This is a genomic window from Pseudomonas sp. LRP2-20 (genome assembly GCF_024349685.1).
Taxonomy (GTDB): Bacteria; Pseudomonadota; Gammaproteobacteria; order Pseudomonadales; family Pseudomonadaceae; genus Aquipseudomonas.
This window is the reverse complement of record NZ_AP025944.1, coordinates 2,961,540-2,976,406: the sequence shown is the minus strand read 5'-3', so window position 1 is coordinate 2,976,406 and position 14,867 is coordinate 2,961,540. Positions and strand designations below refer to the sequence as shown.

Below are 14,867 nucleotides of genomic sequence, written 5' to 3'. Positions count from 1 at the left end.
CGTGCCGGTTCTGTGCGTAGCCGCAGGGCCAGCAGCTGCCCTCAGCCCATCGGGGTGCCGCTGCGCCGTATCATTTGCGGCGTCTGACCGATCGTACGCAAGAACGCCCGCCTCATCCTTTCCCGGTCGGCGAAGCCTGCCTCCCGGGCAACGACTTCGATGGAATGCCCGCTGTCTTCGAGCAGCATTCGCGCCGCCTCGACCCGAAGGTGCTCCACCGCCTTGGCCGGCGATTGACCGGTTTCGGCAGTGAACGCGCGGCTGAACTGCCGGGGGCTCAGGTGCGAAACCCCAGCCAGTTCTTCCACGCTCAAGGTGTTTCTCAGGTTGCGCCGGGCGTAATCGAGGGCTTTCTGGATGCGATCGGACTTGGGCTCGAGGTCCAACAGCACCGAAAACTGCGACTGCCCGCCGGCCCGGCGGTGATAGACCACCAATTTGCGGGCAACGATCCGGGCGGTTTCCAGGCCATGGTCCTGCTCGATCATGGCCAGCGCCAGGTCGATGCTTGCGGTCATGCCTGCCGAGGTCCACACAGGGCCATCGATGATGTAAATCCGGTCCGGTTCGACCTTGACCTTGGGGTAGCGCTCCTCCAGTTGCTTGGCAAACAGCCAGTGGGTCGTTGCCCGCCGGCCATCGAGCACGCCACTTTCGGCCAGGACGAAGGCGCCAACACAGGGCGCGGCAACTCGACGAGCAGTGTCCATCGACGCGCGCACAAAGCTGGCAAGGCCGGTGGTGACCGGCATCACCGACGTGCCAGAGCCGAACATCACGGTATCGAACACCTGCCCGCCGCCAAACGCGCGGGTCTCGATGCGAATACCCGCCGAAGACGTGACCAGCCCCCCGTCCTCCGACAGCAGTGTGACTTCGTAGGCGGGCTTGCCCAGGGTCAGGTTGGCGATCTCGAACGCCGTGATCGCCGTCAGCCCCATCAACTGGAAGCCTGGAAGGACGACAAAACCGAGGGTGTGCATGCGGATACCCGATGTCCTAAAAGGTGTCTTATATGACATTTAAGGCATGACCACAAGGCAATAGGATGTCATCCAGACGCGGCGCACATCCCTTGCCGTAATCGCCGACATCCGGGGCGGCCGATAGCAGGTGGCACCCCCTTCATTAGCCAAGCTCAGACAGAGGACTGACCGTCATGAACGCTCAGGTCGACATCGAACCCGGCGCGGTCCTGGACAGCGACACCGCGCCTGTCAAAGCCTTTGGCCGAGTAGCTGCCCTGCGCTTGGGCGCCCTGGCGCTGGCAATCATTGCCGGCGTGGCCTGCGCGAGCCACTGGTGGGTCAGCGGCCGGTTCATCGAAGACACCGACGATGCCTACGTGGGCGCCGAGGTGACCGTGATCAGCGCCAAGGTCCCCGGCTACATCAGTGAAGTCGCGGTGGTCGACAACCAGTTCGTCAAGGCGGGTGACCTGTTGGCGCGGATCGACGTGCGCGACTACAACGCCGCCTTGGCCAAAGCTGAAGGAGCCGTGGCGGCGCAGCATGCGCGCCTGGCCAATCTGGACGCGGTCGAACTGCTGCAACAGGCGGTCATCAGCCAGGCCAAAGCACAGATCGACGCGCGTAGCGCCGAAGCCCAGCGGGCCATGGATGACAGAACGCGTTATCAAAACCTGGTGCAAAGCCAGGCGGTCTCGGTGCAGAGCGCCCAGCGCGTCGACACGGCCTGGAAAACCGCGCAAGCCGATCGCGTCCACGCGCAAGCCGGCCTGCTGGCCGCACGCCAGCAGCTGGCCGTGATCGACACCCAACGCCAACAGGCACGCGCCGCACTGGCCCAGGCCGAAGCGGACCGCGAGCAAGCCCGGCTCAATGTCGAATACACCGAGCTGCGTGCGCCGGTCGATGGTTACGTCGGCAATCGCCGAGCCAAGGTCGGCGCCTATGCCGCAGCCGGTAGCCAACTGATTTCGGTGGTACCGGCCCACGGGTTGTGGATCGACGCCAACTTCAAGGAAGACCAGCTGGCACGCATGCAAGTGGGCCAGGCCGTCAGCATCACGGCCGATATCCTGCCAGGGCGCACCTTCCACGGCCGTGTCGAGAGCATTGCGCCGGCCACCGGCGCGCAGTTCAGTGTGTTGCCGCCCGAGAATGCCACCGGCAACTTCACCAAGATCGTGCAGCGCGTGCCGGTGCGTGTCCGCCTGGCAGATGGCGATGCCGACTTCGGCGCCCTGCGCCCTGGCCTTTCGGTGCTTGCCGAAATCGATACCAAGGCCCCGCGCGAGACGCCAGCGGGCCTCGCCACGGCTAGCCAGCCATGAACAGCGAACTGCCGGTGCTCAGCCCCCGCCAGAAGGTGGCAGCCTTTGCCTCCATGTGTGTGGGAATGTTCATTGCCTTGATCGATATCCAGATTGTCTCGGCATCGCTCAAGGACATCGGGGGTGGGCTGTCTGCCGGTGCGGATGACACCGCCTGGGTGCAGACGGCCTACCTGATAGCCGAGATCATCGTGATCCCACTCTCAGGCTGGCTGTCGCGGGTGATGAGCACGCGCTGGCTATTTGCCGCCTCGGCCGCGGGCTTTACCTTGACCAGCCTGCTCTGCGCAGTGGCCTGGAACATCCAGAGCATGATCGCATTCCGCGCGCTGCAAGGCTTTTTGGGTGGGTCGATGATCCCCCTGGTGTTCACCACGGCGTTTATCTACTTCAGCGGCCCGCAACGGGTGATTGCCGCCTCGGTGATTGGCGCCATCGCCTCGCTCGCGCCAACCCTGGGGCCAGCGGTTGGCGGCTGGATCACCGATGTCTCGTCCTGGCACTGGTTGTTCTACATCAACCTGGTGCCCGGTATCTTCGTCACCGTCGCTGTCCCCCTGCTGGTCAAGGTCGACCAGCCCAACCTGGCTTTGCTCAAGGGCGCCGACTACCTGGGGATGGGCCTGATGGCAGTGTTTCTGGGTTGCCTGGAGTACACCCTGGAAGAAGGGCCACGCTGGAACTGGTTCAGCGACAGCACGATTGCCACCACGGCCTGGCTGGCAGGCCTGTGTGGCGTTCTGTTCGTATGGCGCAGCCTGAAGGTGGCGCAGCCCATCGTCGACTTGCATGCCCTGGGCGATCGCAACTTTGCCCTGGGTTGCCTGTTTTCGTTCATCACCGGCATCGGGATCTTCGCCACGATCTACCTGACACCGTTGTTCCTGGGCCGTGTGCGCGGTTACGGTGCCCTCGATATCGGCCTGGCGGTGTTCTCCACCGGGGTATTCCAGCTATTGGCGATCCCGGTGTACGCCTTTCTCGCCAACCGTGTGGACTTGCGCTGGATACTGATGTTGGGCCTGGCACTGTTTGGCCTGTCGATGTGGGACTTTACGCCCATTACCCATGACTGGGGTGCCAGGGAGCTGTTGTTGCCCCAGGCCATTCGAGGGTTCGCACAACAAATGGCGGTGCCGCCGACGGTCACGCTGACCCTGGGGGCGCTGTCGCCGGCACGTCTGAAGCTCGCCTCGGGCTTGTTCAACCTGATGCGCAACCTGGGCGGCGCGCTGGGCATCGCGGCCTGCGCCACGATTCTCAATGACCGTACCAACCTGCACTTCTTGCGCCTGGCCGAGCACCTGAACATTCGCAACGAGACCATGAACACCTGGCTCGAACAATGGCATGACGGCGCCCAGGCACTGGGCCAGAACAGCTCGCAAGCTAGCCAGACTGCACTGCATCAGCTCTGGGCATTGACCTGGCGCGAAGCGCAGACAATGACGTACGCCGACGCCTTCCTGGTCATCATGCTGTGCTTCGCGATCGCCACGCTGCTGGTCCCGTTGATGCGCAAGGTCCAGCCACCACGGCAACCGTCGGCGGATGCCCATTGACCCGGCCCAGGCAGCCGCCAGGGCCGGCCAGGTCATCGCCGCCGCGTCATGCCTTGACCACGGCCAGCATGCTCGCCGCGTCGCTGACCTCGAACTTGCCAGGCGCCTCCACCGCAACGTGCTTGACCACGCCATTGTCGACCAGCATGGCGTAGCGTTGCGAACGCCGGCCCAGGCCACGGGCCGAAAGGTCCTGGATCAGCCCCAGCGCCTCGCTGAACTCGCCGTTGCCATCGCCGATCATCCTCACCGCCTCGCCCACCTGCAGGCTATTGCCCCAGGCGTTCATGACGAAGGCATCGTTCACCGAAACACAGAGAATTTCGTCAACGCCGGCCGCGAACAGCGCCTGGGCTGCAGCCACATAACCTGGCACGTGACGCTCCGAACAGGTCGGTGTGAACGCACCGGGCAATCCGAAAATCAGCACTTTCTTTTGCTTGCAGCGCTCAGCCACGGAAAACGCATTCGGGCCGATCGGGCAGGCGCCCTCATTGCTGTTGTACTCGTAGAGCGTCACATCGGGCAGTTGCTCGCCGGGCTTGATCATCGCTGTCTCCTGGGTAGGCAAGGGGCTGAGGCTGGTATGATGCAGCATTCCACCACACCGGGTACATGATGCTCGCTCCAGGCCCCCTCACCCACCGCGAAGTCAGCCAGTTGCTGCGCGAAATCGCCCTCGGCGTGCGCAGCATGCAGCGCCAGGGCGATGCCAGCTGGGCGCAGATCGGCTGTGGCCCGATGACACTGGCATGTGACGGCTGGCAAATCACCCTGTTCAACGACAACAACGCGCTGGCTTATTGCGTCAGCTGCCTCAGCCCATGTGGCCGGGCTTACGTGTTCGAAGCCGCGCAGGGCTTTGGCAGCAACCCGGTGGAGTGGTTGAGCACCTGGGAGCACCGCCAGCTCGGGATGCTCCTGGGCAATCTGTAATCACCCACGCAACTGGTACCAGGTGGTCTTCAACTGCGAGTACTTGTCGAACGAGTGCAACGACAGGTCGCGGCCGAACCCGGACTGCTTGCCACCGCCAAACGGCACGGTCACATCCAGCGCATCGACCGTGTTGACCGACACCGTACCCGCCTTGAGCGCACGCGCAACCCGGTGCGCACGGTTCAGGTCATCGCTCCACACCGACGCCGCCAGCCCGTAGATGCTGTCGTTGGCCAGGCGGACGGCCTGTTCCTCGGTATCGAACGCACTGACTGCCAGCACCGGGCCGAAGACCTCGTCCCGGGCAAGGCTCATGCCGTTGTCGACGCCGGCAAAGATAGTCGGTTCGATGAAATTGTCCGAGGCCCCGATGGTCAGGCGTCGCCCGCCACAGACCAGGCGCGCGCCCTGCTCCGAGGCCAGGCCGATGGCCCGGGCGATGCGCGTGGTCTGTTCGCCATCGACGATGGCGCCTGCACGGCTGGCCGGGTCCAGCGGGTTGCCTGGCAGCCACTGGCGGGCCTTGGCCTGCAGGCGTTCGATGAATTCGTCATGGATCGCGCGCTGCACATACAGCCGCGAGTTGGCCGAACACACTTCGCCCTGGTTGAAGAAGATGCCAAAGGCGGCCTTCTCGGCGGCCAGGTCCAGGTCCTGGCAGTCAGCGAACACCAGGTTCGGGCTCTTGCCGCCACACTCCAGCCACACCTGCTTGAGGTTGGACTGTGCCGAGTACTGCATGAAGTACTTGCCGACCTGGGTGGAGCCGGTGAACACCAGGCAGTCGACGTCCGGGTGCAGGCCCAGCGCGCGACCCGCCGTTTCGCCAAGGCCCGGGACCACGTTGAGCACGCCCTCCGGCAGGCCGGCTTCCAGTGCCAGTTCGGCCAGGCGCAAGGCCGAGAACGGCGATTGCTCGGCGGGCTTGAGGACCACGCTGTTGCCCGCCGCCAGCGCCGGGGCGAGCTTCCAGGCGGCCATGTCGAGGGGGAAGTTCCACGGTACCACGGCCGCGACCACCCCCAGCGCTTCGCGGGTGATGGTGGCCAAGGCGTTGGCCGCGGTCGGTGCGACCTGGTCGTAGAGCTTGTCGAGTGCCTCGCCATACCAGGCGAAGACGTGGGCCGAACCCGGTACATCGATGTTGTAGGCGTCCATGACCGGCTTGCCCATGTTCAGCGAGTCCAGCAGCGCCAGCTCTTCGCGGTGGGCCATGATCAGCTCGGCCAGGCGCAGCAGCACTTTCTTGCGCTCGCCGGGCGCCATGCGTGGCCATGGCCCCTGCTCGAACGCCCTGCGCGCTGCGCTGACGGCAAGGTCGACGTCGGCCTGGTCACAGGCAGCGACACGGGCAAGGACCTGTTGGGTGGCGGGGTTGATGCTGTCGAACGTTGCACCGCTGGCTGCCCCGACCTGGCGGCCGCCGATCAAGGCCTTGTCTCGCAAGCTCAGGCCTGCAGCGCGCTGTTGCCAGTATCCAAGATCGTACATACACACTCCTGACGACCGTCCGTGCGGTCCGCTTGTTATGGGTCTGGCGAACATTCTTGGCCCAGCCGCAGGCCTGGCGAAACCAGCTTTTTGCTGCCCCTTGCAGAGGAAAATGCTCGCCAGCGCCGGGCGCCAGGGTTTACGCGACTGGCGCAGGACGCTCCCCCCAAAGGGTGATTTCGAGGGTTCCCCGAGTGTGGGAGCATTCGAGCCGCCCCACCCCAGCCACGCCTCTGACCAAACGCCCTTACCAGTAGCGAGCCCGCTCGCCTACTGCAGCTTCCTGCATCCCATTTCAGGAGTCAGCCATGCATACAACAACAAATACAGCCCAGCCCCATCCCCATCAGCCAGCATCACCCAGCAACGCTTCAGGTCGTTTCAGAAAGTCCATGGGCATGACCGCGCTGGTGCTGTTCGGCCTCGCCTACATGGTCCCGCTCGCCGTGTTCACCACCTACGGGCTGGTCACCCAGATGACCAAGGGCCACCTGCCCATCGCCTACCTCCTCACCCTCGCCGCCATGCTGCTCACCGCCTACAGCTACGGGCGCATGGTCCAGGCCCACCCCTACTCCGGTTCGGTCTATACCTATACGCGCAAGGCGTTCGGCAGCCACTTCGGCTTCATCGCCGGCTGGACCTTGCTGCTGGACTACATTTTCCTGCCGCTGCTCAGCTACCTGCTGATCGGCATCTACATGTCCGAGTATTTCCCGGCCATCCATGCCTGGGTGTGGGTCGCCGGGTCGATTGCCTTGGTGACGTTCCTCAACCTGATCGGTATCGAGTCGATCACCCGGGTCAACTGGATCCTGGTGGTTGCGCAGTTGGTGTTCATCGTGGTGTTCGTCGCCCTCTCCATACGCCACGTGGGTAGCCAGGCCGCGCCGGTATCGCTGCTGGCACCGTTCCACCATGAAGGCTTCAGCGTGCCGCTGATCATGACCGGGGCGGCGGTGCTGTGCTTGTCGTTCCTGGGCTTTGATGCGGTGTCGACCATGGCCGAGGAAACCAGCAACCCGACCCGGCGCATACCGCAGGCGATCATGGCAGTGTCGCTGATCGGCGGCCTGCTGTTCCTGGTGGTGTCGTACTTTGCGCAGATGGTGTTCCCCGACTGGGCCAGCTTTGCCGACCCGGATTCGGCTTCGGTGGACGTGATGCGCCGTGTGGGGGGCGAGTACCTGGTGACGGCCTTCACCGCGACCTACGTGGCGGGTTGCTTCGCTTCGGCGATGGTGTCCCAGGCCAGCGTGTCGCGGGTGTTGTTCGCCATGGGCCGCGATGGCGCGTTGCCGCGGGTGTTCGGCCAGCTGGTGACGAAGAAACGCGTGCCGGCGGCAGCGATCATGCTGGTCAGCCTGCTGTCGCTGGTGGCGCTGTTCATTACCCTGGATACCGTGGCCAACATGATCAGCTTCGGCGCGCTGTTCGCCTTCTCGGCGGTGAACCTGGCGGTGGTCAAGCACTACCTGGTGGACCAGCAGTTGCGAGGGATGCGCAACTGCCTGCTGTATGGCGCCATTCCAGCGCTTGGGTTCCTCAGCACGATCTGGTTGTGGACCAGCCTGTCGAGCATGTCCTTTACCATTGGCTTGTGCTGGATGGGCGCGGGGTTTGTCTGCTTGCTCGGGCTGACCAAGGCGTTTCGGGTGAAGTTGCCGGAGTTGCAGATGGCTGAATGAGGGGGGGTGAGTGGTTTTGAAGTGCCAGCCGTTAGATTTTCTGTGGCTGTGGGATGTGCCCGCCGTTAGATTTTCTGCGGTTGTGGGATGTGCCCGACGTTAGATTTTCTGCGGTTGTGGGATGTGCCCGACGTTAGATTTTCTGCGGTTGTGGGATGTGCCCGACGTTAAATTTTCTGCGGTTGTGAGATCGAGCGCCGCCCGCGCGGCGCATCGCGAGCTTTGCTCGCTCCTACGTTTGTTTCGGGCCAATTATTCCTGGCGGATTTGCGCGCGAACGTTTTGGTGCATGACGCGATATCGCGCCGTACAAACAAGGCGGTCGCGCGCGCCTGCCACAGGTGTTACTGGCCCGAAACAAACGTAGGAGCGAGCAAAGCTCGCGATGCGCCGCGCGGGCGGCGCTCGATCTCACAGGCGCTGCACCTCTTGAGGCATACACCCTGCGCCCCACCCCATCCCTGAATGATATGATCCCCCGTTAAACGTTTCAGTATGTTTCACAAGGGACCCCAATGTCTGTTCAGGAATCACCGCCACTCGCCGTTTCCAAGGGCGATGTCGGCAAGATGGAAGCTGCCATGGCGCTCGGCAGCTTCGCCATCGGCACCGGCGAATTCGCCATCATGGGCCTGATGCCCGATATCGCCAGCAACCTGCAATTGAGCGAGCCACAAGTCGGCCACGCCATCAGCGCCTACGCGCTAGGTGTGGTGGTCGGCGCCCCGGCCCTGGCCATCCTCGGTGCCAAGCTGCTGCGCAAGCACCTGTTGCTGTTGCTCATGGCACTGTATGCCCTCGGCAACCTGGCCACCGCCTTCGCCCCGTCATTTGCCAGCATGGTTGCCTTCCGCTTCATCAGCGGCCTGCCCCATGGTGCCTACTTCGGCATCGCCGCCGTGGTCGCGTCGAGCATGGTGCCCAGCAACCAGCGCGCAGGCGCCGTGGCACGGGTGATGATGGGCCTGACCCTGGCAATGCTGCTGGGCAACCCGGTGGCAACCTTCCTCGGCCAGTTCTTCGGCTGGCGTTCAGCGTTCATCCTGGTGGGTGCCATCGCCCTGTGCACCATCGCGCTGGTCTGGCGTTACGTGCCACAGCGCCACGATGAACCGCGCAGCGACCCGCGCAAGGAACTGCAAGCCTTTACCCTGCCACAAGTGTGGATGGCGCTGGGCATTGCCGCGATCGGCTTTGCCGGCATGTTCTGCGTGTTCAGCTACCTGGCGCCGACCATGCTGCAAGTGACCCAGGTGGCGCCGGAGTGGATCCCCTTCGGCCTGGCCGCGTTCGGCGCTGGCGGCATCATCGGCAACATTGCCGGCGGCAAGCTGTTCGACCGCCTGCAGTTCCGCGCCGTGGGCATTGTGCTGGTGTGGTCGGCGGCCGTGCTGCTGTTCTTCAGCTTCGCCGCCCACGCGCTGTGGTCGGTGCTGTTGGGGATCGGCCTGGTCGGCACCATGATCGCCCTGGCCGCGCCGCTGCAGATCCGCCTGATGGACATCGCCCATGAAGCGCCGAGCCTGGCGGCCGCTTCCAACCATGCTGCCTTCAACCTGGCCAACGCCCTGGGTCCCTGGTTTGGCGGCATGGCCATCAGCGCCGGGCTGGGCTGGACCAGCACCGGGTATATCGGTGCGGCAACGGCAATGGCGGGGTTGCTGATCTACCTGGTGGCACGCCGGATGAAGGGCGGGCACTGAGCTTTCTGCCAGGTGCCTGTCTTGAGTGTTTAGGGGAGGCATGAAACGAGCGCCGCCCGCGCGGCGCATCGCGAGCTGCGCTCGCTCCTACATTTGTTTCGGGCCAATCATTCCTGGGGGATTTTCGCGCGCACGCCTGGGCGCATGACGCGATATCGCGTCGTACCAACTAGGCGGTCGCGCGCGCCTGCCACAGGCCTCACTGGCCCGAAACAAACGTAGGAGCGAGCGCAGCTCGCGATGCGCCGCGCGGGCGGCGCTCGATTTCACGGGCGCCAAGCATGCTGAGGCGAACATCCCCCAGCATCAAATCCCCTACCCGACCCGTATCTCACGATTGCCACTCATGTAGTACTCCAACCGCCCACGCAGCCAGCGCTCTGCCGGGTCGCTGTCGGTAGTGCTCAGCCAGACCATGGCCAGCTCCAGCGGCACGGTATCGAACGGCAAGGTTTCTGCCTGCAGGTTGCCCCAGCTGGCCATGGCCTCGGCAGCGTAGTCCGGGCAGCAGGCAAGCAGGTCGGTGTCGGCCAAAATGGCCGGCAATGAACTGAACTGCGGCACCGACAACACCACATTGCGCGAATGGCCGATTTCCTTCAGCCAGTCATCGACCACTCCCTGGGTGTTTGCCGTTGGCGACACCTGCACGTGGGGGCGCTGGCAAAACTGCTCCAGGGTCAGCGCTTGCGCGGACTTGTCGGCCCTGAGCACCCGCGCCTGCATGGTACGTAATACTTTACGCTTGGCATTGGCCGGCAAGCCGCGGGTCTGGCTGATGCCCACCGTGACCTCCCCCGACGCCAGCAGGTCGGGGATACGCCAGTAGTCGACATGCTGCACGACCACCACCACATGCGGCGCCTCGGTGCGCAGCGCCCGCAGCAACGGCGGCAGCAGCCCAGATTCGACATCATCGGACAAGCCGATCCTGAAGGTCATCGTACTGGTCGGCGGGTCGAAATCATGGGTCAGGCTCAGGGCAGCCGACATCGCGTCCAGTGCCGGGGTAAGGTGCTTGATCACCTCCGCCGCCCGGGCAGATGGCTCCATGCGGTTGCCGACACGGACCAGCAACGGATCGTTGAACATCGTGCGCAGCCTGGCCAGGGCCGCGCTGACTGTGGGCTGGGCGAGAAACAGCTTCTCGGCGGCGCGGGTGAGGTTGCGCTCTTGCATCAAGGCCTCGAACACCACCATGAGGTTGATGTCCGCCTTGCGCAGTTCGTTTCGATTCATGCCCGCTCCTGATTGTCGTCCAATGCCAACAGGATAGGCGTCAGCTCAGTGCACCGCCCAGCCCCGGCTTATCGCCCCGGATAATGGTCTCTGCGTGCGAGTTTCCCGGCGCCCTCAGAGCCTGAAGGTATTTTTCACATTTAACTCACTTGCTCATAACAACGCCTATGTCATATTTGCACAGCGCATCATTTAATTAATAAAGGCTAAAACTTTCATTAACTTTTGTTTCATATGAAACCCGCATTTCGTTAATTGCAACTTTCCTCCCAACGCCCTGACAATCGGCTCCGCTCCGAGCTGAACGCCAGTCCCTGCGCGCTCCAGGCACGAGCTCAACCCTCGATACCCGCCAATAAACTTTTCAGAGGAAGTTTATGAACGCGCCTGCCCCACACATCAACTTCGCTCTTCACGAACATCTGCTGCTGACCGGCGCCACCGGTTTTCTCGGTGGTTCGGTCACGGCCCAACTGATCGCCAATGGCCGCAGTGCCAACTTATGTTTCCTGGTCCGTGCCGACAGCCGAGAGCAAGGCCTCGAACGCCTGCGCGACAACCTGCGCCAACACGGCGTTGGCGAACGTGACTGCCAGGCCTTGCGCGCCGACCAGATCATTTGCGGCGACTTCCTCGATACCCGCTGGCTGGCCGAGGCCACGCCCCGGCTGATGCAGATCGACCGGGTGATCAACTGTGCGGCGGTGGCGTCGTTCTCGAAGAACCCGAACATCTGGCCGGTCAATGTCGAAGGCACCTACGCCTTCGCCGAGGTGATGAGCCGCTCGACGCGCCTCAAGCGCTTCCTGCACGTGGGCACGGCCATGAGCTGCGGCCCGCAGCGTGAGTCGCCGATCAGCGAGTCGTGGGACTTCCCCGCGGCCGAGCAACAGCTGGTCGACTACACCGCCTCCAAGGCCGAGATCGAACGGCGCATGAGCGAGCAGCTGCCGCAACTGCCGCTGGTGGTGGCGCGCCCGTCCATCGTGGTCGGCCACCGCACCCTCGGTTGCCAGGCTTCGGCCAGCATCTTCTGGGTGTTCCGCATGGGCTTCGCGCTGGAGAGCTTCACCTGCGAGCTGAACGAGCAGATCGATGTGATCCCGGTCGATTACTGCGCCGAAGCGCTGATCGGCCTGACGCTCAAGCCACGCCTGGAGCACAACCTGTACCACATCTCCGCCGGCCACCAGGCCGCCTGCACCTTTGGCGAGATCGACCAGGCCTTCGCCCATGCTAACGGCGCGCAGCCGGTTGGCGAGCGCTACCGCAAGGTCGATGTCGATGACCTGAAAAGCCTGGCGCAAGACTTCGAAGCGCGCATCGGCCCGGCCAACCCGCGCCTGGTACTGCGCGCCCTGCGCCTGTACAGCGGCTTTGCCGACCTCAACTACCTGTTCGACAACAGCCGCCTGCTCGAAGAAGGCATCGCCATGCCGCCACGGTTTACCGACTACCTGGATGTGTGCGTGAAGTCGTCCAGCGGGGTGAGCATCGCCACCCAGATGCAGTGGGATTTCAAGTAGGTCCATACCTCAAGGCTTGACACTCGCCCTGTGGGAGCGGGTTTACCCGCGAAGAAGGCGACGGTGCATGGCACCGGCTTCGCCGGTGTTCGCGGCGGTTCGACGCCTCGATGAACCCGCTCCCACAGAGAAGCGTTGACCATGCTTAATTAGCGGTCGTTGACCAGATTTGGCGGTCTGTGGCCCGACAAGGCACTCAACAGGTTGTCTACCGCACACCTGGCCATGGCCTCCCGCGTCTCATGGGTCGCTGAACCGATATGCGGCGTCGCCACCACGTTATCGAGCTGCAACAACGGCGAATCGGCAGCCAACGGCTCCTGTACGAACACATCCAGCCCGGCCCCGCGAATCCGCTTGTGCTGCAGCGCCTCGATCAACGCTGCCTCATCCACCACCCGCCCACGGGCAATGTTCACCAGGATCGCCTCGGGCTTCATCAGCGCCAGCTCACGGGCGCCGATCAGGCCCTCGGTGCTGGCACTGAGCGGCACCGTCAGGCACAGGTAATCGGCCTCGGCCAACAGCGTGTCCAGGCTGCAGTAACGCGCGGCATAACGCGCATCCACGTCGGGCTTTGGCCGCGAACTGTGGTACAGCACGCGCATCCCGAACCCGGCCGCGCCACGCCGCGCCAGCGCTTCACCGATGCGGCCCATGCCAACGATGCCCAGGGTCTTGCCGTGCACATCGGTGCCGAAGTGCGCTGGCCCAAGGCTCGCCTGCCATTTCCCCTGGCGAACCCAACCGGCCAGCTCGACCACCCGCCGCGCAGTAGCCAGGATCAAGGCAAAACCGGTATCGGCCGTGGTTTCGGTGAGCACGTCAGGGGTGTTGGTGAGCATCACACCACGCCGTGTCAGGTCGGCGATGTCGTAATTGTCGACCCCAACCGACACACTGGAAATCACCTCCAGCTGCGGCGCCAGGTCGAGCAAGTCGCTGTCCAGGCGCAGACTGGCGCCCAGCAGGCCATGCGCGCCGGGCAAGGCGTCGCGCAGACGCGCCAGGCCATCCGCGGCGCTGGTGTCCACCCAGGTCACCTCCACCTGTTGCTCAAGCTTTGCCTGCAAGGCGTCGGACAGGCGTTTGTACAAGACGATGCGTTTCTTCATTGCAGCTTCCTATTGGCTCATGGCCAGTCGTGGGCCGCCGCGCTTGGCCCGGCCTGAGGTCTGTGAGGTTTTCAGTACGGCGGTCAGGGCGACAGCAGTCAGCAGCGCCCCCGACATGAACAGGTAAGAGGCGCCCGGGCCACCCGTGGCGCCGTTGAGATAGCCCACCAGCCACGAGCCACCGAACGACCCCAGCGCGCCCATGCTGTTGATCAGCGCCATCGCCCCGCCGGCCACGTTGCTCGGCAGAATCTCCGGCACGATGGCGAAGAACGGGCCGTACGGCGCGTACATGCAGGCACCGGCAATCACCAGCAGCGCGTAGGACAACCAGAAGTGCTCGGTGCCCAAGGCATAGGAGCCGTAGAACGCCACCGCAGCGATCAGCAGCGGCGGCCAGACGAAGCGCTTGCGCTTCTGCAGCCGGTCCGAGGCCCACGACACACCGATCATGCCCAGCACGGCCGCCATGTAGGGCACCGAGGCCAGCCAGCCGGCCGCAACGATATCGACATTGGCCGCCTGCTTGAGAATCGACGGCAACCACAGCACGAAGCCATACACACCGATGCTCCAGCAGAAATACTGCAGCGACAGCACGATCACCTGGGGCGAGCGGAACGCCTCGCGGTAATTCTTCACCGGTTTGATACCTTGCTGCTCGGCCGCCAGGGCCTGCTCCAGGCTGGCCTTTTCCTGTTCGCTCAGCCACGTCACCTGGGCCGGGCGGTCATCCACCAGGCGCCACCAGATGAAGGCCCAGAGCACCGCCGGCAGGCCCTCGATGATGAACATCCAGCGCCAGTCGAAATGCTTGATCAGGTACCCCGACACCACCGACATCCACAGGATGGTCACCGGGTTGCCGAGCATCAGGAAGGTGTTGGCCCGCGAGCGCTCGGCGCGGGTGAACCAATGGCACAGGTACACCAGTATGGCCGGCATCACCGCCGCTTCCACCACCCCGAGCAGGAAGCGGATGGCGATCAGCAGGTAGACGTTGCTGATCATCCCGGTCAGGGTCGCCAGGCCGCCCCAGAGGATCAGGCTGACGAAAATCAGTTTCTTCACGCTGCGCTTTTGCGCGTAGATCGCGCCGGGCACCTGGAAGAAGAAGTAGCCAAGGAAGAACAGCGCCCCCAACAGCGAAGACAGCACGGGCGTGATCTTCAGGTCGTCGGCCATGCCCGAGGCAGCAGCAAAGCCGTAGTTGGCGCGGTCCAGGTAGGCCAGGCTGTAGGTGATGAAGACGATCGGAATGATGTACCACCAGCGACGTGGTGCGAGGCGAGTCGATTGCATGAAACG

At 63.9% G+C, this 14,867-nt stretch carries 11 protein-coding genes and 1 pseudogene; 6 read left to right on the top strand and 6 right to left on the bottom strand.

Annotated features, from left to right (window positions below; all coding sequences use genetic code 11):
- Window positions 1-41: 41 nt before the first annotated feature.
- Entirely contained in the window at window positions 42-983 is a 942-nt protein-coding gene (locus OCX61_RS13170) for a GlxA family transcriptional regulator (protein WP_261944208.1), read from the bottom strand.
- Between the two features lie 176 nt (window positions 984-1,159).
- Here OCX61_RS13170 and OCX61_RS13165 point away from each other — a divergent pair, with 176 nt between their 5' ends.
- Together OCX61_RS13165 and OCX61_RS13160 are read left to right on the top strand one after the other, a co-directional pair.
- Window positions 1,160-2,296, top strand: a complete 1,137-nt coding sequence (locus OCX61_RS13165) for an HlyD family secretion protein (protein ID WP_261944207.1) — start codon at window positions 1,160-1,162, stop codon at window positions 2,294-2,296.
- Entirely contained in the window at window positions 2,293-3,858 is a 1,566-nt protein-coding gene (locus OCX61_RS13160; RefSeq protein WP_261944206.1) for a DHA2 family efflux MFS transporter permease subunit, read from the top strand. The genes OCX61_RS13165 and OCX61_RS13160 overlap by 4 nt, the downstream gene beginning before the upstream one ends.
- 46 nt (window positions 3,859-3,904) lie before the next feature.
- Here the strand turns inward: OCX61_RS13160 and OCX61_RS13155 are convergent, their stop codons facing one another.
- Window positions 3,905-4,408, bottom strand: coding sequence for a peroxiredoxin (locus tag OCX61_RS13155; RefSeq protein WP_261944205.1), 504 nt, complete (start codon window positions 4,406-4,408; stop codon window positions 3,905-3,907).
- Between the two features lie 68 nt (window positions 4,409-4,476).
- Between OCX61_RS13155 and OCX61_RS13150 the strand changes: the two genes are divergently transcribed.
- The gene (locus tag OCX61_RS13150) at window positions 4,477-4,794 is read left to right on the top strand and encodes a DUF7693 family protein (protein WP_261944204.1); all 318 of its coding nucleotides are present in this window, start codon (window positions 4,477-4,479) and stop codon (window positions 4,792-4,794) included.
- On the opposite strand, the gene OCX61_RS13145 is transcribed toward OCX61_RS13150, so the two are convergent.
- A complete protein-coding gene (locus tag OCX61_RS13145; RefSeq protein ID WP_261944203.1) occupies window positions 4,795-6,288 on the bottom strand; it encodes an aldehyde dehydrogenase in 1,494 nt (497 codons plus the stop codon). It lies immediately after the preceding gene.
- A gap of 308 nt (window positions 6,289-6,596) precedes the next feature.
- Here OCX61_RS13145 and OCX61_RS13140 point away from each other — a divergent pair, with 308 nt between their 5' ends.
- The gene (locus tag OCX61_RS13140) at window positions 6,597-7,976 is read left to right on the top strand and encodes an APC family permease (protein ID WP_261944202.1); all 1,380 of its coding nucleotides are present in this window, start codon (window positions 6,597-6,599) and stop codon (window positions 7,974-7,976) included.
- A gap of 515 nt (window positions 7,977-8,491) precedes the next feature.
- The gene (locus OCX61_RS13135) at window positions 8,492-9,679 is read left to right on the top strand and encodes an MFS transporter (RefSeq protein WP_261944201.1); all 1,188 of its coding nucleotides are present in this window, start codon (window positions 8,492-8,494) and stop codon (window positions 9,677-9,679) included.
- Between the two features lie 315 nt (window positions 9,680-9,994).
- Here the strand turns inward: OCX61_RS13135 and OCX61_RS13130 are convergent, their stop codons facing one another.
- Window positions 9,995-10,918 carry a LysR substrate-binding domain-containing protein gene (locus tag OCX61_RS13130; protein ID WP_261944200.1) on the bottom strand — a complete coding sequence of 308 codons (924 nt, stop codon included), beginning with the start codon at window positions 10,916-10,918 and terminating at the stop codon, window positions 9,995-9,997.
- 377 nt (window positions 10,919-11,295) lie between these two features.
- On the opposite strand from OCX61_RS13130, the gene cprA reads away from it, so the two are divergent.
- Window positions 11,296-12,444 carry a cationic peptide resistance protein CprA gene (gene cprA / locus OCX61_RS13125; protein ID WP_261944199.1) on the top strand — a complete coding sequence of 383 codons (1,149 nt, stop codon included), beginning with the start codon at window positions 11,296-11,298 and terminating at the stop codon, window positions 12,442-12,444.
- Window positions 12,445-12,593: 149 nt separating this feature from the next.
- Here the strand turns inward: cprA and OCX61_RS13120 are convergent, their stop codons facing one another.
- Together OCX61_RS13120 and OCX61_RS13115 are read right to left on the bottom strand one after the other, a co-directional pair.
- Window positions 12,594-13,559, bottom strand: a complete 966-nt coding sequence (locus OCX61_RS13120) for a 2-hydroxyacid dehydrogenase (protein WP_261944198.1) — start codon at window positions 13,557-13,559, stop codon at window positions 12,594-12,596.
- Between the two features lie 17 nt (window positions 13,560-13,576).
- Window positions 13,577-14,861: pseudogene (locus OCX61_RS13115) on the bottom strand (MFS transporter).
- Window positions 14,862-14,867: the final 6 nt, after the last annotated feature.